A 19990-nucleotide genomic window follows, 5' to 3' on the forward strand; every position below is an offset into this window, starting at 1 on the left:
GAGGTATTATGAAGCAGCTATTTGGCATTTCCGCGCATCGTCGCCGCTTGCGTCTTTCGGTATTCACCGCGGGATTATTAAGCTTAAGTTTTAACGCCCTGGCGCAGAACGTCACCATTGGCGGAGCGAATTTCACCGAAAGTTCAATCCTTGCCAATATTTACGCCAGCGCACTAAAGAAAAACGATATTGCGGTGAAAACCCGCCTTAATCTCGGCAATCGCGAGATTATTATTCCGGCGCTGCAGAGCGGCGAAATTGATATTGTTCCGGAATATCTCGGTGCCCTGCTGAACTATTATGACGGCAAAACGCTGGCCACCAGCCAGAGCGACGTTAGCGCTGAGTTAGCCAAAGCGCTGCCGGCGGACTTTACGCTGCTCACTCCCTCCCCGGCCTCGTCCATTACCGCCTGGGCCGTGCGCGCGGAAACGGCAAAAAAATATCACCTCAGCAAGCTTTCCGACCTGCAGCCCGTGGCCCATCAGCTGACTATCGGCGGCCCGCCAGAATTCCCGGTGCGCGCCCTGGGCCTGCCGGGCCTTAAGCGCGTCTACGGGCTTGAATTTAAGGCGGTGAAATCTCTGGATATGGGCGGGCCGCTGACCCGTCTGGCGCTTAACTCCGGCAAAATCGACGTCGCCACGGTCGTCTCCACTCAGGGCAACCTCGCAAAAGAGGATTGGGTAGTCCTGGAGGATGATAAGCATGAACAGCCAAGCCAGAACGTGGTGCCGCTGGTGCGCAAAGCCAGCCTGACGCCGAAAATCAGCGAAGTGCTCAATGAGGTCTCCGGCAAGCTGAACAACGCCGCGCTGATCGAACTTAACCAGCAGGTAGATCTGCAGCATAAAGATCCGGCAGCGGTGGCCGATCAGTGGGTCAAAACGCACCTCAACGGCAACTGATCGCCGCCATGCCAGGGAAGGCATCACCTCCAAATGAGCCGAGAAAATGCCAAATAATCCTATGATCCTGAACCTTTTCTTCTTCAATCCCCAGGGTGACTACCGCTTTTCCTGGCGTCACCCGCAGGCGCCGGAGAAGGAAATTTTCAGCCTCAAGTACTATGTCGATCTGGCCCGTAAAGCGGAGGCCGCGACGCTCGACGCCATTTTTGTCGCCGACCATATCGCTATCTGGGACACGGTGCCCAGCGGCTTAACCCATTACGCCAACGCCCGGCTTGAGCCCATCACTCTTCTCTCGGCGCTGGCGGCGGTAACGGAACATATCGGCCTGATGGGCACGGCGTCCACCTCTTATAACGAGCCCTATAATCTCGCCCGCTATTTCGCCTCCCTTGATTTTCTCAGCAACGGGCGGGCCAGCTGGAATATCGTGACCTCATGGCTGGAGGAGGAAGCGGCCAACTTCGGCCTTGACCACCTGCCGCAGCACGGCAGCCGCTACCAGCGCGCCGGTGAGTTTATTGATGTGGTCACTCAGCTGTGGGACTCGTGGGAAGACGGCGCGGTGCGCTATGACAAAGCCAGCGGGCTGTTTGCCGATTCCAGTAAGGTGCATCATCTTGATTTCGCGGGCGAGTTCTTCCGCGTGCGCGGGCCGCTGAACGTCCCTCGCCCGCCGCAGGGGCATCCGGTCCTGGTGCAGGCCGGCTCGTCTGAGGCGGGTAAAAATCTCGCCGCCGCCTGGTCAGATATGCATTTTGTGTTTATCAAATCTATCGCTGAGGGGCTGGCCTACCGCGAAGAGATGAACCAGCGTTTGCGCAGCCACGGCCGCGATCCGGCGCATTTCAAAATCATCGCCGGCGTGTTACCGGTGGTGGTGCACTCAAACGCGGAAAAGGAGGAACGCCAGCGTCTTAACGAGCAGCTAATGAGCGACCAGATGGCCATCGACCTGCTCTCTTCCTATCTGCGCATGGATTTATCCGCTTATCCCGTCGACCAACCGCTGCCGCCGCTGCCGGAGGAAGAGACCTTTGATGGGATCCGCACCGCCCTCAGGCTGATTCGTGATTACGATCCGCGATTGACGATCCTGGCGTTGGGCAAGCTGCTGTTGCAAAGCTCCGATAGCTGGCTGCTAATCGGCAGCGCCGAGGAGATCGCCAGCGCGCTGACGGAAACCTGGCGCGCCGGCGCCGCCGACGGTTATAACCTGATGTTCCCGCTGCTGCCGGGGGACTTCGACCGCTTCGTTGAGCAGGTGGTGCCGATTCTGCAGCGCAGCGGCGCGATGCGGGATCGCTATCCGACCGGCACGCTGCGCGAGAAGCTGGGCCTGCCGGTCGTCGAAAACCGCTTCGCCCGCCGGGATGGCAAATCGCAGGCGTCATAGCGCGGCTTCTGCTTATTTCCCCGGTGGCGGCTGGCGCCTTACCGGGGCTACGGGTTCGCAGCCGTCTGAGGGCCGGTAGCCCGGACAGATGCGCAAGCATCGCCTCCGGGAAATTCAACCACTCTGCGCTCTGCTCCCGGGGGCGGCGCTCAACGCGCCTTGCCCGGGCTACGGGTTCGCAGCCGTCCGAGGGCCGGTAGCCCGGACAGATGCGCAAGCATCGCCTCCGGGAAATTCAGCCACTCTGCGCTCTGCTCCCGGGGGCGGCGCTCAACGCGCCTTGCCCGGGAAAATTGCCGCCTACAGCCGCACGACGCCTCTGGCCGCCGCCTCATCACGCCACGCCAGCAGCGGCTGATAGTCCGCGCGCCGCATATCGCTGTAGCCGCAGATAAACAGCGCTTCGCAAAGCGGCCGGTAGCGTTCATCGCTCACCAACTGCTGCAATGCCTCTCTCAGCAGCCCCAGCGTCGCCGCGGACGTCGTCGCCGACGTAATCAGCGGCAGACCCGGGGCGAGCGGGCTATGTGCAATCACCACCAGCCCCGCCAGCGCCTCCGGCTGATGGCGCTGCAGCAGCGCCCAGCTCACGCAATCAATGGCGGCGATATCCGCTGTCCCCTGCTGAAGTTCACGCAGCGACTGACGATGGCTGCCGCTAAACGCTACCGCCGAGAAGAAACGCCCATCGCGCAACAGCGGCGCGACCATTTTTAACAGCACGTTATAGCCGGACTGGGAATCCGGCGAATTGCACGCGACCCGACGCCCGCGAAAATCCGCCAGCGTCTGCCGGCTCTCCGTCTCACGCACCACCAGCAGGCTGCGGTAGTTCCGCCCTTCGCACCCCGGCGCCGAATAGTGAAAACAGCCCACCGTTTGCGCTGCCGGCAGCCGCGTCATCAGCGGATAACCGCAGGTCTGGCTCAGCAGCAGCGCCGGATGGCGCCAGTGGATCAGCAGATCCTCAGGTACCTGATATGATAGCGTATCCTCATCCACCACGCCACGGGCCGCCAGCAGCTGCCGCACCGCCCGCCAGAGCGCCTGAGTATCCTCGTCATTCACCGCGTACATCGGAAACGCCAGCCTTTCACTCATGGTCTTTATCCGCCTTACCCTGCTGGTTGAACCCGGGATGAGCATTCACCGCCACCGATCTGGCAAAAAAATGCCGTAGCCATTCACCGTAACCGCGCACCACAAACCCGGCGTTGCGCCGCTGGTAGTCCGCCTGATTAAACAGATAGATTTTTCGCAGCCCGTACCACGGCACGCCCGGCAAATCGTGATGCACTGAATGGTAGTTGAGATTGAGAAACAGCACCCGCCAGACCAGCCCCGCTTCGTTAATCACCGAACGGGCCAGCGGATCGTCCGCGGCGCGGTGTTCAAGGAAAGAGCGCACTTTGGTCAACGCCAGCGCCGGGTAGCTGATAGCCAGCACGAAATAAAGCGGCGAAAAGCCGAGGTGATTCATCCACGCGAACAGCGCCGCCAGCAGCAGGCCGTGAACCAGCCACATCGCTATCACGTTCACCCGCCGGTGACGAAATGCCGCCAGCGCGCTGGCGAGCGTCTGGGCAATATCCAGCAGCGGCGCCACCAGCAGCCTGCCGAGAAACGTATTGCGCAGATGAATAAGGCTGCGCTGCCAGGGGGCAAAACGTCGCCAGCTCTGCGGCGTAAAATAGTAGGATTCCGGATCGTCAACGGGCTGCGTCAGCAGCTGATGATTATGATGCGCCAGGTGCGAGTCGCGATACAGCCCGTAGGGATACCAGACCGCCAGCGGCAGCGTCCCCAGCAGCTGATTAAACCATGGCCGCGACGTGGGGTGACCGTGAATAAGCTCATGCTGCAATGACATATACCAGGCGGTGAACCAGATGAGCAGCAGCGTGGCGGGGAAAATCCCCAGCTCGCGCCACCAGGCCAGCGAGGCAAACCAGCCGCCGTAGACGGCAACGATCAGCAGCCAGGTGGGCAGCTCGCTGCGCCACAACCAGCTACGGGAAAACTGATGAATCCGCTCACGCTGCTGCGGATGCAGATAGACCGACCTGCTTTTTGCCATTCCTGCCGCTACCTTTTCGCGTTATCTTTTGTCCCCCGAAGATGTGAGATAACGCGTTAAATAACAAAGAAGTTAAATCACTTAGCTTTGCCAGAAAATGACCTTACCCTCTGTCGAACACGGTGATATAGCGCCACCCGGCAAAAATGCTCACGCCTGCGCAAACCAGCAGCGACGCTCCCAGCGATTGCCCCCACCCGGCCGCCAGCAGACCGGCGCCAATCAGCACATAATAAAACAGGCCGAAAAAGGCGCCGGCGGTGCCCCGACAGTCGCCGTAGGCGCTCAGCGCCGACCCCAGCACCAGCGGGATCGCCATGGCCCAGGCAAGGGTGACCAGCGCCACCGGCGCCACAAACCAGATCGATTCCCGCAGCACGTACACCGCGACGCCGCCGACGAAGTGCAGAATGCAGGCGATGGCGAGTATCCGCCCCAGCGGGACATGCTGACGCAGCAGCACGCGGTTAAGCAGCGCGCCGAGCAGCGAACCGGCGGCAAGCGCCATGCCGCTGTAGCCAAAGGTCAGGGTATCAAGATCGAATCGGGCGAACAGAAAGGGGGCCAGGCTGTAGTAGCTGAACAGGCTGACGTTAAATGCCGCCACCAGTATTGCCGCCAGCGCAATATATTTATCCCCCGCCATCCGCCGCAGCACGCAAAGAAACGGCTCCCCAGCGCGATTTTGCGGACGCGTTTCCGGCATCAGCCGCAGGCAGCCCAGCAGGAGCGAGGCGGCCAGAAGCGCCAGCGCGCTGAAGACGCCGCGCATCCCCCAGATGGCGGTCAGTCCGCCGCCGATATAGACCCCGACGGCCGGACTCACCGCCAGCGCCAGGCCGATAAACGAAAAAATCCCCGCCAGCTGCCGCCCGCTATAGCAGTCCCGCAGGACCGTCTGCGTCACTACGGAGCCGGTTGCCGCGCCAATAGCCGTCACTATCCGCGCCGCCAACAGCAGCGAAAAATCCGCGGCCCACAGCGCCATCAGACATCCCATCGCATAAACGCCCAGTCCGGCCAGCAGAGCCGGACGCCGACCGTAGCGATCGCTGAATCCGCCCCACAGCAGTACGCCGACGGCAAAACCGATAAAGTAGACGGAGAGGGTTTGCGCCGCCTGCGGCGCGCTCACGGAAAATTGGGCGCTGATATCGGTCAGCGCCGGGCTATAAATCGTTTCCGCTATTTGCGGAAACATCAGTAGCGCGGTCACCAGCACCCGCGCGGCACGTCCCAACATATCCACCTCCTGATAAACAAGAGGCGCTATTGTAGGCAGGCCGTTTTTCGAACATTATAAACATAATGACTTTAAATATCGGAAATCAGACATTATGGCCTGGCTTGACGCTGATGCGGCATTCGATCCGGATACCTTAAAAACTCACCTGATTGGCGTGCAGTCGGCGTTAGGGGATCACGATTCCGGTAGCCACCAGCATAAGATGGCGCAGATTCTGTTTACCCGTCAGGGATGCGTCCGTTTGACTCTTAACGATGGCGCCCTGCTGTGCCTGCTTCCGCCGGGGCGCGCGGCCTGGATCCCCGCCGAAGTCCGCCATCGCGCGGAGATGAAAAACATTGTCGACTATCGTTCCGTCTGGTTTCAGCCGCAGCGTTACCCTCAGTTGCCAACGCAGTCGGCGATACTCAACGTGGTGCCGCTGCTGCGCGAGCTATTAGAACGCATCAGCGCCAGCCCCTGGGATACCGACTGGGAAGCCGAACCGGCGCGGCATCTTGCCACCCTGTGCCAGGCGGAAATTCGCCTCGCGGCCCGGGAGCCGATGATGCTCGCGCTGCCGCAGGATAAACGGCTGGCGATGGTTTGCGGCGACGCGCTGCCGCCGGCGCTTGGGGCGCTCGCTGCCCGCTGCGGCGCCAGCGAAAAAACCATCAGCCGCCTGTTCCGCCGCGATACCGGGATGACCTACCAGCAGTGGCGACAACAGTGGCGATTAATGAAAGCGGTCGAGATGCTGGCAACCGGGGAGCGCATCACCGATACGGCACAGGCGCTCGACTTCGCCAGCGATAGCGCTTTTATCTACTTTTTCCGCACCATGACCGGCATGACCCCGGGGCGTTATTTTTCCGCCTGATTCTGGCCGCCCGGCGTAAACGGCGGCAGCTTGAGAAAGGTGCTTTGCAGCCCCTCGGACCACGCTTTGCGAATGGTATTGAAATAGGGATCGCTTTCGGTGATCCGATGCTGTTCGGCGCTGCTCAGGCTCCCGCTGCGGTACAGCAGCGTGTCCAGCGGCAGCCCCACCGAAAGATTACTGCGCAGGGTGGAGTCGATCGAGATCAGCGCGCAGCACATCGCCTGCTCCAGCGGAGTATCGATGGTCAACACCCGGTCGATGATCGGCTTGCCGTATTTGCTCTCGCCAATCTGGAAATAGGGCGTGTCGCGCGTGGCTTCGATAAAGTTGCCTTCCGGGTAGATATGAAACAGCCGGTGCGTTTCCCCGGCGATCTGCCCGCCGAGCAGCAGGTTGCAGTTGAAGTTGGTATTGCCGCAGTTCTGCTGATTGCTGCTGTCGCGCTGAATCACCTCCTGCAAGGTTTTACCGATCAGCATCGCCGCGTCGTATAACGAGGTCACCTGCATCAGATTGGGCTCCTGCTGGGTACGAATGCGGCCGCTGAGCAGGCTAATCACGCTTTGCGTGGTGGCCAGGTTGCCCGCCGACTGCAGCACCATGACCCGTTCGCCATCCTGATGGAAAACGTGCAGTTTTTTAAACGTTGCAATATGGTCTACTCCCGCGTTGGTGCGGGAGTCTGAGGCAAATACCAGTCCATCTGACAAACACATGGCCACACAGTAGGTCATCGTTTTTCGTTCCTGCCGTTATTGCTGCTGCGCCTGCTGCGAATGTTCGCGCACTTCAGCGTTAGTTAACATGATTTCTCCCCCGCCGCCGAGGCGGGTGCCGCGAACCGGGCACGCATCAAGATAGTCCAGCCCGGTCGCCAGCCGCAAATGTTGATTGAGGCTGCGCGTGTTATTGGTGATATCAAACGACTGCCAGCGCTCGTTGAGCCACACTTCGGCCCACGCGTGCATGGCGACGTGCTCGGCATTATCGCTGTAGACGTAGCCGCTGACGTAGCGCGCCGGGATCTCCAGCGCCCGGCAGCAGGCGAGAAACACGTGGGTGTGATCCTGGCAAACGCCCTTCGCGCGCGCAAAGGCATCGGCGGCGGAATCCTGCACCTGCGTGGCGCCCGGCGAATAGGGCATTCTCAGCAGTAGTTCGCCCATTAACTGGTTCAGGCTCTCTTCCTGCGCCTCGGGCTGATACCAGCGCTGGGCGAATTCGCGGATCGGGCCGTCAGCGCGCGTAAGCGGCGTACAGCGCAAGAAAACCAGCGGCGACAGCAGCTCCTGCGGCTCCGCGCCGATATCGTCCCCCTCTTCCGCAATATCGACGATCCCGCTGGCGCGAATGGTTATCTCTTTATGCGGATTATCCAGCGTCAGCACGTGCAGCACGTTGCCCCACGCGTCGGTGGTGGCGACGGCGGAACCGTCCGGCAAGGTCAATGACCAGGCGGTGATCTTCTGGCGACCGGTGCTGCGCGGCGTCAGGCGCAGATACTGGGTCGAAAACTTCACTTCTTCATCGTAGCCGTAGCGGGTCAGGTGATCGATAACCAGTTTCATAACGCCTCCAGATAGGTTTGTCTGATGCTGTCAGAAAGCGCGTTAATCCGCGCCAGCAGTGCATTAAGGGTGATCTGTAAATCGGCCTGCGCCAGATCGTCGCGGGTGCTGAAACGCAGGTCGACGTTCAGCTGGTGCGCCAGGCGCAGCGGCAGGTGCGAGCGATCGTTGGCAATCTGCTCCAGCTGCCCGACGAGGTCGGAGATGCTCGCTCTTAGCGATCTCGGTACATCGTCGCGCAGGATCAGCAGTTCCATTACCGTCTCGCGGCTTACCGGCTGGCGGTAGATGCTGTTATAGGCCTCGCGGGCGCTGACCGCGTTGAGCAGCGTATCCAGCCGATAGTACTCGCGTACCGGGTCGGGATCGCTGGTCAACTGCTGATCCTTAATCAACAGCAGCTGCGCGGTGGCGGACGCCCGTTCGATCAGCGTCCCGATGCCGATAAAGCTCAGGGCGTCATTGCGCAACAGCGTGCCGAGAATTGCCCCGCGAAACAGATGCACCCGCTCTTTGACCCATTCAAAAAAAGCGTCATTGCCCAGCTCGCCGATCCCCTGCTGGCGCAGTTTTCGCAGCTCAATGCGCGTGGCGTTGATGCTTTCCCACACCTCCGCCGACAGGCTGCCGCGCACCGCGTGGGCGTTGTTCCACGCCATCTCGACGCAGCTGAAAATGCTGTACGGGTTGTTGCCGTCGAGGGCGAAAAAATTGAGCAGATTGCTCATGGTGAAACGCGCGTGGCGCGCCTGAAACAGCTCATGGGTCAGCGACAGATTGAGCGGCAAGGCTAGATCCCGCGACTGCTGGCTATGGCGGGGGATCATCGACAGCTTCCAGGTTACGTCCAGCACCCGGGCATAGCTTTCCGCGCGCTCAAGGTAGCGCGCCATCCAGAAGAGTTCACTCGCTGTGCGGCTTAACATGATTCATCATCCTCCATCACCCAGGTATCCTTGGTGCCGCCGCCCTGCGACGAGTTCACCACCAGCGAGCCTTCGGTTAGCGCCACCCGGGTCAGGCCGCCGGGAACCAGGCGGATCTCCTGGCCGGAGAGCACGAAGGGACGTAAATCGATATGGCGCGGCGCTAGCCCCTCGTCAATAAAGGTTGGGCAGGTCGACAGCGCCAGGGTGTCCTGGGCGATATAGTTGGCCGGATTCGCCAGCAGGCGCTGGCGGAACGCTTCGCGCTCCTCTTTAGTCGAGCGCGGACCGACCAGCATGCCGTAGCCGCCCGCGCCGTGAACCTCCTTCACCACCATCAGTTCAAGATTGCTCAGCACGTAGCTGAGATCCTCCGCTTTACGGCACTGCCAGGTGGGGATATTACTCAGGATCGGCTGCTCGCCCAGATAGAAGCGGATCATCTCCGGCACGAAGGGGTAGATCGATTTATCGTCGGCGACGCCGGTGCCGATGGCGTTCGCCAGCACCACGCCCCCGGCGCGATACACCGACAGCAGCCCCGGAACGCCCAGCATCGAGTCGGCGTGGAAGGCCAGCGGGTCAAGATACGCGTCGTCGATACGCCGGTAAATGACGTCCACCCGCCGCGGCCCCTCGGTGGTACGCATGTACACCGCCCCGGTTTTAATAAACAGATCCGCGCTTTCCACCAGCTCAACGCCCATCTGCTGGGCCAAAAAGCTGTGTTCAAAATAGGCGCTGTTAAACCGTCCGGGCGTCATCACCACCACGCACGGATCGTCCACCAGCGAGCTTTCACGCAGCGTTTGCAGCAGATAGCTGGGGTAGCGTTCGACCGGCGCAATGTGGTGCTGTTCGAACATTTCAGGATACAGCCGCATCATCATTTTGCGGTTTTCCAGCATATAAGAGACGCCGGAAGGCGTGCGCAGATTATCCTCCAGCACGTAATACTGGCCGTCGCTGTTGCGCACCATATCGACCCCGGTGATATGGGCATAGGTGTTATTGGGTAAATTTATCCCCTGCATACAGGGCTGATACTGTTCGTTCGCCAGCACCTGCTCGGCCGGGATCAGCCCGGCGCGGAGGATGTTTTGATCGTGGTAAATATCGTAAAGGAAAGCGTTGAGCGCTTTCACCCGCTGGCGGATGCCGCGGTCAATCCGCTGCCACTCGCCGGCGGGAATAATGCGCGGCACGCTGTCAAATGGGATCAGTCGTTCGGTGCCCTCATCCTCACCGTAAACGTTAAAGGTGATGCCGATACGGTGAAAGAGCAGCTCCGCCTGCGCTTTTTTCTGCCGGATAGAGAATTGATCGGTACTGCGAAACCATTGCCACCAGGCGTTATAGTGCTGACGCTGCTCTCCCTGTGCGGTAAGCATCTCATCATAATAATGCCCGTCAGGAAGCGTTATTTTTATCATGGCCGTCTCCTCCGGTTGTACTCACTTTGAGGTAATCCCGGTAAGAGATAAGCATTAATTATGCCAGGTAGCGCAGCGCGGCTGCTGGGGGTAACGTTATCGCGCCGCCGCGCCCAATTGAATAAAAAACAACCAGACGCTTTGCTTATTTATGGTTTGTTGGACGCCCGAAATGCACCAATATGGGGCGTCCGTTTCCGCTTTGCCGCCTGCGCCCGTCCCACATCGCCGAGGGTACCCAACCCGTCGGGCCATTCGGTAAAAGGCGCTCCTCTGGCCAAACATCAGCAGCGGTCAGTCGTTAACGTGCCTTAGCTCCAGCCAGTCCACCACCAGACCCGGTTTGATAAAATCAAAGCCCACCCGATATTTCCCCGGCTGCAGCTCGATCCGGCACAGCTTCTGCACGCTCTCCCGGCCAAGAGTGCCGTTGGTCTGGATGGTCGCCACGAACTGGTCATTGAGCAGCAGATTGCAGGCGGTTTGCGCCAGCGGCGCGCCGTTGGCGTGTACATTGACCAGAACATCGTAGCGCGCGGCCTGCTCAACGCTCAGCACCAGCTCCTCGTCGCAGCGCAGACGCGATTGCTCGGCGATTTTTATCGCTCCCTCGCAGTCCGCGGCGCAGCCCGGTTCCGCCGCCAGACGGACGATATCCGCCCGCGGTTTCTCCCCGCGCTTAAACACCTGGGTCTGCAGCATAAAATGGAGGATGTTTGCCGCGCTACGCTGCAGTTCGCCGAGCGTCAGTTCACCTTTCGCCAGCGCCGCAAGGGTATTATCCCCGGCCGCGTTAATCTCCGCGCCGTTATTGTTGACCACCATATAGAGATCGTTCTGCGCGCGGATCATCGCCGCGGTGTTGTGGGTGCTCGCCGCGCCGCCATCGATGGGGTCGTTCATCGTAGCCCACCAGTCGGTCATGACGATCCCGCGAAAGCCCCACTCCTCGCGCAGTACGGTGGTGGTGAGATCGTAGTTGGATGCGGCATGGTAGCCGTTGAGCGGGTTATAGGCGGTCATCACCGCGCTGGCGCCGCCGGTTTTCACCGCGTATTCGAAACCTTTCAGATAGATTTCGCGCAGCGCGCGCTCCGACACCACCGAGTCCGCCCTGGCTCTGGCGAATTCCTGATTATTACAGGCGAAGTGCTTGAGGGTCGCTATCCCGCCGCCGCTGCGAATGCCGCGAACCACCGCCGCCGCCATCATTCCGGTAAGCAGCGGGTCTTCGGAAAAGTATTCGAAATTACGCCCGTTGAGCGGATGGCGCTGGATGTTCATCCCCGGCCCCAGCAGCAGGTCAATACCGTTGCGCAGCAGCTCTTTTCCCTCCATCACGTATAAGCGCTCAACGAGGATCGGATCCCAACTGGAGGCCAGCAGCGTCCCGCTGGGGAGCAGTGTGGCCTTCGCGCCGTTATCCATACGGATGCCGGAAGGCCCATCGGCGGTGGATGCCAGCGGGATCCCTTTTTCCAGCAGGCTATCGGCCACTCCGCCAAAGGCCGACGCGACGCCGGGGGTGACTTTATGGCTGCACATGCCTTCTCCGCGCGCCAGGCAGGCCAGCTCCTCCACCGACAACTGGGCAATAAAGGCGTTCATCGTGGCGCGCCCTTCAGCAACGTCGCTGAGAGTAAGCCCCTGGTTGCCGGTGAGGGTAATCGTCTCCGGCAGGCGCGCCTCAATCCTCGAGCGCAGATTAATCTCCCGGCGCGGCACGTCTTCCCATTCGATCTGATAGCGGCCATCGTCGCCGTCGGCAACCGGTTTAATACGGACAAAAGGCACCGTCGGGGCCAGTACCTGCTGGTGACGGGACAGGACCCGCAGCGTCTTCTGCGAATACCCCGCCTCTCCGTCAACCGGTAACGGCTGCAGATCGCGTACGCTGTTGCCGATCAGCACGCGGTAAAGACCGGGTTCCATCACGTAGCAATGCGGGTGACCTGTCGCCCCGCTATCGTCCAAAGACGCAAAACGCTCCAGCGGGATCGATAGCGTTAAGGTTTCGCTTTCACCCGGCCGCAGCAGGTGGGTTTTAGCGAAGGCCATCAGCGCCCGGGCCGGTTTGCCGAGCGATCCCTGCGGTGCCTGGAGGTAGATTTGCACCACTTCTTTGCCGGCAAAGCGGTCGCCGCGGTTAGTCACGGTAACGGTCGCCTTGATCCGATCGCCGAAGGCCTGCGCCCGCGCCGATGACAGGGTGAAGCGGGTGTATGAGAGACCAAACCCGAAAGGAAACTGCAGGCGCTGGGGACAAAAGGTTTCGAAGTAGCGATAGCCGACGTAAATATCTTCCTGATAAAGGTTTTGCGCTTGTGCTCCCCAGCAGGGCGATGCCGGATGGTCATCCAGAGAGGCGACGATGCTGCCTACCAGCTTACCGGAGGGCGTTACATCGCCGTACAGCAGCGACGCAGCCGCCCGGGCGCCGTCGGCGCCCCCGTGCCAGACGTACAGCAGCGCACGAACGCGTTTACGCAGCAGAGGATCGTCAGCCCATGAGAGATCGATAAGCCCGGCGGTATTCAGCACCACCGCCACGTCATCAAACTCGCGGCAGACCTGGCGCAGCAGAGTTATCTCGTCGGCGGTTAGCCGATAGCCGCCTTCTACATCGCCGTTGTCCTGGTCCTCCCCCGCGGTACGGCCAAGCACAATCACCGCCAGGCTGGAGACGGCGCGCGCCTGGCGAATCTGCTGGTCGCTAAGCGGCATCTCGTGCTGATGCCAGGGCTCGGCGGCCCAGGCTCCTCCGCCGTTGTCAAAGGGATGCTGCGCAATCCAGCGTTCATAGAGCCCGGCCAGTTGCTCATTCAGCCTCTCCCCGTTTCGCGCGCGCATCGCCTGCAGCAAGGTTGTCCGGCTCACCACGTTAACCGCCCCGCCTGACCCGGTGCCGCTGCAATAGTAGTCAATCTGCGTACGGCCAAACAACGAAACCGGCTGCCCGGGATCGAGCGGCAGCATTTGGCGATCGTTTCTCAGCAGCACCGCGCCTTCGGCGGCAGCGGCGGCGGCAAATTCGGCAAACCCTTCCAGCGGGGTCCCCGCTTTACTGTCAAACATGGCGTTGTCCTGTTAACTCATGCCTCCGCGGGAGGCTTAATCACATAATGAACAGAGCCCGCACGATGCGGGCTCTGCATTGATCAGAAGAAATATTTGAAGCGTAGACGACCGCCATAGCGGGAGTCTTCCTGGCCGTCGCCGCTGGTCGGGTTGGATTCAATCCACGAGGCGTAGGCGCCAAGATAGATATTGAAGTTCTTCATATTCATGACGTTCGGGAACAGGTAAGACGCATGAATCGTGTGGATATCGTATTTGCCCGGATCGGCAATCCAGCAGCTATCGTCGCAGTTAGCGACAAAATTAGCAGTGTTAAAGCGGTCGATCTTGTTATGCGCGTAAATATAGCCAAGCTCGAAGCCGCGCCACAGGGAGTTCACCCCCGCGGTGAAGTCGGTTTCATCCTCGGCGTCCATCCAGGCGAGGTTAAGATTGGTCACCACGCCATCCAGCGGATCGGTTTTTTGCCCGTTCCACGTCATCGTATAGCCATAGCCGGTACGGCTGGACTGATCGACCCAGTGCCCTTTCGCATCGTGATAGCCATAGGCGTTATTGACCACGTTGCTTTCCATCGCGATGGCAGTGGAGAAGCGCCCGCTGTTCCACGCGACGACCGGGCGCAAATAGGCCACATTTTTCTCATTTTCCAGGTCAGTCCCGTGATACTGCTTATCCTGGAACAGCGTGCTGCCGTCTTCCAGCAGGGTATTGAGTTCGAAATACCAGTTATCAAAGGTTTTGCTGACCAGGAAGTTGCCGCCGCTGCTGCTACGGCCGCGCCCTTCCTTCATCATGTAGATATAGCCGTAGCCGTCGCTGTAAAGATCGTTGGCGGTGTTGCCGGAGTATTCCACGAACGTATCCTGGTTCAGCGGGAACATATCGTAAGCCTCAAAGCGCCCAACCTTCACCTTCCAGTCTTTTTCCTGACCAAAGAAGAACACCGCATCATCAAGGTTCATTTTGCCGTTCAGGTCCGCCAGCGGCTGGACGGAAAAACCGGCGAAATTGCCGTTATCCATTTTGCGCATGCCGTCAAAACCTAACAGCAGTCGGCCGTTAATATCCCAGCGTTCGTTATTGCCCGGCGCCCAGTCTTTATTCGCCGTGGTTTTTACCGAGGTCAGGCTGCCGCTGCTGCTGGCGCCGTCCATGTTGAATTCGACATCGCCATAAAACTTGATATCGCCGTAGCCGGAGAGCGTCAGTTTCGTCGGCTCAGCACCCGGTGCGACAGGCTCCGCGGACTGCACCTTCACCGTTGGCGCGCTTTTCGCCGCGACGGCCTGCTGCCGGGTTAACGTCTGGATCTTCGCTTCCGCATCGGCCGCCCGTTGCTCAGCGTTCATTAAACGCTGTTCCAGCTGGGCTAACCGTTTTTCAATATCCGCAGATTGATTATTTGTCGCGGCCAAAAGACCAGAGGAGAATACGCCACTAATAACCAGAGCTATATATTTCACTTTCATTATTAACGTCCCTAATTACATTATTATTTGTTTCATCCAGGTTTTCACCGGGGCTATTCAGGGAAATAACCTGCATAGCCCTTTTAATACAGCGTTGAATTATCAGGATTCGGCGAAGGTTCCGTGGTTCAAGTCATCGACGATGCCGTTCATTCTATTTTCTGTTAAGCCATAAAATTTAATAGAGATAGCGGTAAGAACATAAAAAATGGAAGGAACTAACGTGAACAGCAGCACCACGCCCTGGACGGCTGAAGCCGGCTGCACCGCGGTGTTAGCGGCGTAATGGTAATAGGCCAGCACCCAGCCAAGAATCGCCCCGCCGACCGCCACGCCCAGCTTAATGACAAAGATATTTGCCGCGACGTTCATACCGGTTATACGCCGCTGGGTTTTCCATTCGCCATAGTTATTGACGTCGGTAATCATCGACCACTGCAGCGCGCCGTTGCCGCCCTGAATGATGGAAATCAGAATATGCACGCCGAGTACCGCAATCCAGTATTGCACCGGCAGCATAAAGCATACGACGCCCAGCGCAGCGGTGAGCAGATTAATCCAGAACGAAAATCTGACCTTACAGAAACGGGTGCCGAATGGTTTGGCCAGCACCGACCCCAGCATTGAGGCAAACATGCCGCCGAGCATGAATATCGTAATAACGTCCGAGCCTTTATTCAGCACGTTATTCACGTAATACACCACCGCACCGCCGCGAATAACCACGGCAACCAGCATCATAAAGTTGTAAACGGAAAGAATACGCCACTGATCGTTACGAAAAAGAATTTTCACATCGCGAGCGATATTCAGGTTCTCTTCTTTGATCGGCTGCACGCGTTCTTTGGTGGTGGCAAAACAGATAACAAACATCAGGCAGCCAATCACGCCGAATAACGCCATGGAGACCTGAATACCGGTAGCGCGGTCGCCAGGATAGAGAAAATCAGCCAGCGGCAAAATAAACGCGGTACCGAGCGCGCCGCCAATCGGAGTGATGGCAAAACGCCAGGATTGCAGGGAGAGGCTCTCGCGCGGATCGGAGGTCAGGGCCGCCCCCAGCGAGCAATAAGGAATATTAATCGCCGTATACATCAACGTCATGAATATATAAGCCGCAACGGCGTAGACAATTTTCCCCGAGTCGGAAAAGGACGGAATGGAATACACCAGCACGCAGCTCACCGCAAAGGGCACGCAGATCGCCAGCAGCCACGGACGGAAGCGTCCCCAGCGGGTAGAGGTGGCATCAGCAATCGCCCCCATGATCGGATCGGTAATCGCATCCAGCAGACGAACCAGCAAAAACATCGTCCCCATCACGGCGGGCGGCAGGCCATAAATATCGGTATAAAAGTAAGCGAGGATTGCCACGGACGAGTCAAACACGATGTGACTTGCCGCGTCCCCGAGGCTATAGCCTACTTTTTCTCTGACTGAAATTTTGTCGCCAGCGGACATACACCACTCCTTTATGCAAAATGAAACCGGTTTCGGTAATGTCTGCATTTTTTACTTATCCGCTATGCTGGCGCCATTATGTTTTTTTATTAATTATTTATGTTTTTTAATTTATGTGATCCTGTCAGCTTTCAGCCGTATTAATCCGAGACTTTTTGCATGACAGATCACAGCTTTTAATCCTTTGCGTATTTTTTAATACGCGATAAGCGAAAACAGCACCCGCATATATAAATAGCAGCTAGTTTTCAATTTTCTTACCTGAGGCTCGTACGGCGTTTTTAATTTATACGAAAACATTCACACTAAAAATATAAATAGCCTGGTTTTATATAATTAAGATTATAATATTGTACTGTTCAGGAGATGGCCGGCCGGGGGTCTTCTGAGGCAGGTAATTTCTCTGTTTTGCTGCAAAATGTTAGCTTCGACACGCGCAGCGGCGGATATTCGTCTAAGGTTTTCTGATGGCCGAATGCAGTGGCACATAGTCTGCAATGATAAGGAGAACAACCTATGACGAGTCCCGTTTCCCGTCGCCCCGCCACCCTGCCCTATGCTCTTCGTCTCGCGCTCGGGGGCGCGTTTGTCGCCCTGGCGACGCTGACGGCTCAGGCTGAAGAAACCCTCCCAATCCCGCAATCACCCGATATTCTGCTCGGTCCGCTATTTAACGATGTGCAAAGCGCAAAGCTTTTTTCCGACCAGAAAACGTTTGCCGACGCCATCCCGAACGGCGACCCGCTGATGATCCTGGCCGATTATCGTATGCAGAAAAGTCAGACCAGTTTTGATTTGCGGCACTTCGTCGAGCTCAACTTTACCCTGCCTCGCGAAAACGACCAGTACGTTCCGCCAAAAGGACAAACGCTGCGCCAGCATATCAACGGTTTATGGCCGGTGCTGACCCGCAGCACCGTCGAGGTGGAAAAGTGGGATTCACTGTTGCCGCTGCCAAAACCCTACGTGGTGCCCGGCGGACGCTTTCGTGAAGTCTATTACTGGGATAGCTACTTCACAATGCTAGGACTCGCGGAGAGCGGCCACTGGGATAAAATTGAAGATATGGTGACCAACTTTGCCGCAGAAATCGACGCCTGGGGGCATATTCCCAACGGCAACCGCACCTACTATCTGAGCCGCTCGCAGCCGCCGTTCTTCCCGTTTATGGTCGAACTGCTGGCCACGCACGATGGCGATGAGGCGCTCAAAAAATGGCTGCCGCAGATGGAGAAAGAGTACCAGTACTGGATGGATGGCGCCGAAGCGCTTGAGCCCGGCGGCGCCAGTAAGCGCGTGGTGCGTATGGCCGATGGCTCGCTGCTGAACCGCTACTGGGACGATAACGACACGCCGCGTCCGGAATCCTGGCTGGACGATGTCACCACCGCCAAAAACAATCCCAACCGCCCGGCCACTGAAATCTACCGCGATCTGCGCTCCGCCGCGGCATCCGGCTGGGACTTCAGCTCCCGCTGGATGGATAACCCGCAGCAGCTCGGCACCATCCGCACCACCTCGATTGTTCCGGTCGACCTCAACTCGCTGATGTTCCACATGGAAAAAGCCATCGCCCGCGCCAGTAAAGCCGCTGGCGATAGCGCGAAAGCCGCGCAGTATGACGCGTTGGCCAACGCCCGACAGAAAGCGCTGGAGAAATACCTGTGGAACGATAAAGAGGGCTGGTACGCCGATTACGATCTGAAAAGTCATAAGGTGCGCAATCAGCTGACCGCCGCGGCGCTGTTCCCGCTGTACGTCAACGCCGCCTCCAGCGAGCGCGCCGCTAAAGTCGCCGCCGCGACCGAAGCGCGCCTGCTCAAACCGGGGGGCCTGACCACCACGACCGTCAATAGCGGCCAGCAGTGGGATGCGCCAAACGGCTGGGCGCCGCTGCAGTGGGTCGCCGCGGAAGGCCTGCAAAAATATGGTCAACAGAAAATAGCGATGGAGGTGAGCTGGCGTTTCCTCAGCAATGTTCAGCATACCTACAACAGCGAACAGAAGCTGGTGGAAAAATATGACGTCAGCTCGACGGGAACCGGTGGCGGCGGCGGCGAGTATCCGTTACAGGACGGATTTGGCTGGACTAACGGGGTCACCCTGAAGATGCTGGACCTGGTGTGTCCGAAAGAGAAACCCTGTGATTCGGTTCCGGCCACCCGCCCGGCGGCGAATGACGATACCAGTAAGGCGACAGATAACGCGGCTCAACCCGCGGCCAATAATTCTATTGCGCCAGGGGATAAAAAAGTCGCGCAGTAAACCTTCGCGCGGCGGGTCTCCGCCGCGCATCTATTTTCTCCATATGGTTATATTTTTACGCTTATCTTGAGTCGGCTAATTAAAAATACTACTCTGGCACTCGGGAAGACCTCTCCCGGGAAACGCCTGTTATGACTGGCACAAGGAATAAAAAGTGAATGCAGTCGTCAGTTTTATCTCCGATTTACATCCATTATCCTTTATGGGCTATCACGTTTTATCCACCACGGTTATATATATCGTGGCCAATATCATTATATCGATGACTCGCCCTACTGAGAAAGGCACGCCGATACCGCCCCCCTATTCCATCCCCCCCTCATTTTTAGCCTGGCTGCATGATAAAGCGACCGGTATTATTCAGTTGGCTACGTTTAGACTATTAAGGAAAAATTACGTCACCATCATTCATTCAGCCCAGGGTATCGAGCTGCGCGCGAATCAGCAGTACGCGGAGTGTAAAATGACGTGCGTAGAAAAAATCCTCTTTAACCACTTTTCTTCACCAAAACCCGGCAACCAGAATTTACCCCTTGAACTTTACGTCGCCCAGAAAAATCACTGGTCTACGGATACCCGCTGCGCGGGCCTGATGCTAAGCCCTACGCAACAAACGTGGAACATGATATTAGTTGCCGTTCCTTCATTGTTTTTAATCGCCATATTAGGCTGGAAAACGTTATTCGCTAATAACGCTCTGCTTAATTTCAGCGTATTTAGCTGGCTTGCGATGTTTGTCGTTTCCGGTCTGTGGTGGCTGTTAATGTTACTCATCACCTTAAATGTTACCCGGCTGGACCGGGAAGGTATCTCGATTAATATTCTTCGTAGTTATGTTGATAAATTAAAGAATACTCTTGTCGCCGATAAGGAACAGATAACCGATGAAACGGCTGATTATTGCGTCGCTATCGGCAAAACCAGCCTGCTCCCCGAGCGCTATCGCGAATACCGGGAAATCATCAAATCGATAAATTATCCATTTTCTGTGCAACGGCTTGATTAACCATCGGGTGAGACGCTATAAGCAAAATGCTTCGACTGGATAACAACGATATCTCGTATAACGGCGCCCATGCCTGCATCGATTTCTTGCGAGGGGCACTGGCGCTAAATAGCGATAAAATGGATGGCGCCACGGCCATGCTCTGTCTTACGGTAAACGGTGTCGATTCTCTCCCGGAAAGCTATCGGGAATATAAAGATTTGATTGCTCCGGTAAGCTATATCTCTTCGCTTCGCACGGAGGATTAGGAATACCTGAAGAGTTTACCCCGCACAACGCCTGGTCCGCG

The 19990-nt window shown here is 57.9% G+C and carries 16 protein-coding genes; 6 read left to right on the forward strand and 10 right to left on the reverse strand.

Annotated features, from left to right (window positions below; genetic code table 11):
• The first annotated feature begins 8 nt into the window (after positions 1–8).
• Positions 9–908, forward strand: a complete 900-nt coding sequence (locus tag KOSB73_RS19085; RefSeq protein WP_098140843.1) for an ABC transporter substrate-binding protein — start codon at positions 9–11, stop codon at positions 906–908.
• Between the two features lie 61 nt (positions 909–969).
• Complete coding sequence (locus KOSB73_RS19090; protein WP_098140882.1) at positions 970–2307, forward strand: LLM class flavin-dependent oxidoreductase; 1338 nt, start codon at positions 970–972, stop codon at positions 2305–2307.
• 300 nt (positions 2308–2607) lie between these two features.
• Here the strand turns inward: KOSB73_RS19090 and KOSB73_RS19095 are convergent, their stop codons facing one another.
• The 3 genes from KOSB73_RS19095 to KOSB73_RS19105 all read right to left on the reverse strand — a co-directional run bounded on the left by KOSB73_RS19095 (position 2608) and on the right by KOSB73_RS19105 (position 5627).
• Complete coding sequence (locus tag KOSB73_RS19095) at positions 2608–3408, reverse strand: phosphate/phosphite/phosphonate ABC transporter substrate-binding protein (RefSeq protein WP_098140845.1); 801 nt, start codon at positions 3406–3408, stop codon at positions 2608–2610.
• Positions 3401–4384, reverse strand: coding sequence for a fatty acid desaturase (locus KOSB73_RS19100; RefSeq protein WP_024357840.1), 984 nt, complete (start codon positions 4382–4384; stop codon positions 3401–3403). The genes KOSB73_RS19095 and KOSB73_RS19100 overlap by 8 nt, the downstream gene beginning before the upstream one ends.
• Before the next feature lie 103 nt (positions 4385–4487).
• Complete coding sequence (locus tag KOSB73_RS19105; protein ID WP_049090158.1) at positions 4488–5627, reverse strand: multidrug effflux MFS transporter; 1140 nt, start codon at positions 5625–5627, stop codon at positions 4488–4490.
• Between the two features lie 94 nt (positions 5628–5721).
• Here KOSB73_RS19105 and KOSB73_RS19110 point away from each other — a divergent pair, with 94 nt between their 5' ends.
• Positions 5722–6489: an AraC family transcriptional regulator gene (locus KOSB73_RS19110; protein ID WP_049090159.1), complete on the forward strand. Its 768-nt coding sequence runs from the start codon at positions 5722–5724 to the stop codon at positions 6487–6489.
• On the opposite strand, the gene KOSB73_RS19115 is transcribed toward KOSB73_RS19110, so the two are convergent.
• The 7 genes from KOSB73_RS19115 to KOSB73_RS19145 all read right to left on the reverse strand — a co-directional run bounded on the left by KOSB73_RS19115 (position 6474) and on the right by KOSB73_RS19145 (position 16430).
• Positions 6474–7226 carry a proteasome-type protease gene (locus tag KOSB73_RS19115; protein ID WP_004121932.1) on the reverse strand — a complete coding sequence of 251 codons (753 nt, stop codon included), beginning with the start codon at positions 7224–7226 and terminating at the stop codon, positions 6474–6476. The genes KOSB73_RS19110 and KOSB73_RS19115 overlap by 16 nt on opposite strands.
• An 18-nt stretch (positions 7227–7244) precedes the next feature.
• A complete protein-coding gene (locus KOSB73_RS19120) occupies positions 7245–8060 on the reverse strand; it encodes a transglutaminase family protein (protein ID WP_004121934.1) in 816 nt (271 codons plus the stop codon).
• Positions 8057–8986: an alpha-E domain-containing protein gene (locus KOSB73_RS19125; protein WP_004121935.1), complete on the reverse strand. Its 930-nt coding sequence runs from the start codon at positions 8984–8986 to the stop codon at positions 8057–8059. Before KOSB73_RS19125 ends, KOSB73_RS19120 begins: the two co-directional genes overlap by 4 nt.
• Positions 8980–10419 carry a circularly permuted type 2 ATP-grasp protein gene (locus KOSB73_RS19130; RefSeq protein ID WP_024357837.1) on the reverse strand — a complete coding sequence of 480 codons (1440 nt, stop codon included), beginning with the start codon at positions 10417–10419 and terminating at the stop codon, positions 8980–8982. The genes KOSB73_RS19125 and KOSB73_RS19130 overlap by 7 nt, the downstream gene beginning before the upstream one ends.
• A gap of 294 nt (positions 10420–10713) precedes the next feature.
• On the reverse strand, positions 10714–13494 hold the full coding sequence (locus KOSB73_RS19135) for a beta-glucosidase (RefSeq protein ID WP_098065695.1): 2781 nt from the start codon (positions 13492–13494) through the stop codon (positions 10714–10716).
• An 83-nt stretch (positions 13495–13577) separates the two neighbouring features.
• Positions 13578–14969 carry a carbohydrate porin gene (locus tag KOSB73_RS19140; protein WP_049086339.1) on the reverse strand — a complete coding sequence of 464 codons (1392 nt, stop codon included), beginning with the start codon at positions 14967–14969 and terminating at the stop codon, positions 13578–13580.
• Positions 14970–15071: 102 nt separating this feature from the next.
• Positions 15072–16430, reverse strand: a complete 1359-nt coding sequence (locus tag KOSB73_RS19145) for a glycoside-pentoside-hexuronide (GPH):cation symporter (RefSeq protein ID WP_004138536.1) — start codon at positions 16428–16430, stop codon at positions 15072–15074.
• 516 nt (positions 16431–16946) lie between these two features.
• Here KOSB73_RS19145 and KOSB73_RS19150 point away from each other — a divergent pair.
• From KOSB73_RS19150 to KOSB73_RS19160, 3 genes are all read left to right on the forward strand, one after another.
• On the forward strand, positions 16947–18695 hold the full coding sequence (locus KOSB73_RS19150; protein ID WP_098140847.1) for an alpha,alpha-trehalase: 1749 nt from the start codon (positions 16947–16949) through the stop codon (positions 18693–18695).
• A 154-nt stretch (positions 18696–18849) separates the two neighbouring features.
• Positions 18850–19701 (forward strand): hypothetical protein, encoded by an 852-nt coding sequence (locus KOSB73_RS19155; RefSeq protein WP_004138533.1) that lies wholly within the window; start codon positions 18850–18852, stop codon positions 19699–19701.
• A 26-nt stretch (positions 19702–19727) separates the two neighbouring features.
• Positions 19728–19949, forward strand: a complete 222-nt coding sequence (locus tag KOSB73_RS19160) for a hypothetical protein (RefSeq protein ID WP_004138532.1) — start codon at positions 19728–19730, stop codon at positions 19947–19949.
• Positions 19950–19990 lie beyond the last annotated feature (41 nt).

This window comes from Klebsiella grimontii (assembly GCF_900200035.1).
In the GTDB taxonomy this organism is placed as follows: Bacteria; Pseudomonadota; Gammaproteobacteria; order Enterobacterales; family Enterobacteriaceae; genus Klebsiella; species Klebsiella grimontii.

Bases quoted from the DNA above. Each gene is read 5' to 3' on its own strand.
- KOSB73_RS19085 (WP_098140843.1), top strand. From the start codon at position 9: ATGAAGCAGCTATTTGGCATTTCCGCGCATCGTCGCCGCTTGCGTCTT.
- KOSB73_RS19090 (WP_098140882.1), top strand. From the start codon at position 970: ATGATCCTGAACCTTTTCTTCTTCAATCCCCAGGGTGACTACCGCTTT.
- KOSB73_RS19095 (WP_098140845.1), bottom strand. From the start codon at position 3,408: ATGAGTGAAAGGCTGGCGTTTCCGATGTACGCGGTGAATGACGAGGAT.
- KOSB73_RS19100 (WP_024357840.1), bottom strand. From the start codon at position 4,384: ATGGCAAAAAGCAGGTCGGTCTATCTGCATCCGCAGCAGCGTGAGCGG.
- KOSB73_RS19105 (WP_049090158.1), bottom strand. From the start codon at position 5,627: ATGTTGGGACGTGCCGCGCGGGTGCTGGTGACCGCGCTACTGATGTTT.
- KOSB73_RS19110 (WP_049090159.1), top strand. From the start codon at position 5,722: ATGGCCTGGCTTGACGCTGATGCGGCATTCGATCCGGATACCTTAAAA.
- KOSB73_RS19115 (WP_004121932.1), bottom strand. From the start codon at position 7,226: ATGACCTACTGTGTGGCCATGTGTTTGTCAGATGGACTGGTATTTGCC.
- KOSB73_RS19120 (WP_004121934.1), bottom strand. From the start codon at position 8,060: ATGAAACTGGTTATCGATCACCTGACCCGCTACGGCTACGATGAAGAA.
- KOSB73_RS19125 (WP_004121935.1), bottom strand. From the start codon at position 8,986: ATGTTAAGCCGCACAGCGAGTGAACTCTTCTGGATGGCGCGCTACCTT.
- KOSB73_RS19130 (WP_024357837.1), bottom strand. From the start codon at position 10,419: ATGATAAAAATAACGCTTCCTGACGGGCATTATTATGATGAGATGCTT.
- KOSB73_RS19135 (WP_098065695.1), bottom strand. From the start codon at position 13,494: ATGTTTGACAGTAAAGCGGGGACCCCGCTGGAAGGGTTTGCCGAATTT.
- KOSB73_RS19140 (WP_049086339.1), bottom strand. From the start codon at position 14,969: ATGAAAGTGAAATATATAGCTCTGGTTATTAGTGGCGTATTCTCCTCT.
- KOSB73_RS19145 (WP_004138536.1), bottom strand. From the start codon at position 16,430: ATGTCCGCTGGCGACAAAATTTCAGTCAGAGAAAAAGTAGGCTATAGC.
- KOSB73_RS19150 (WP_098140847.1), top strand. From the start codon at position 16,947: ATGACGAGTCCCGTTTCCCGTCGCCCCGCCACCCTGCCCTATGCTCTT.
- KOSB73_RS19160 (WP_004138532.1), top strand. From the start codon at position 19,728: ATGCTTCGACTGGATAACAACGATATCTCGTATAACGGCGCCCATGCC.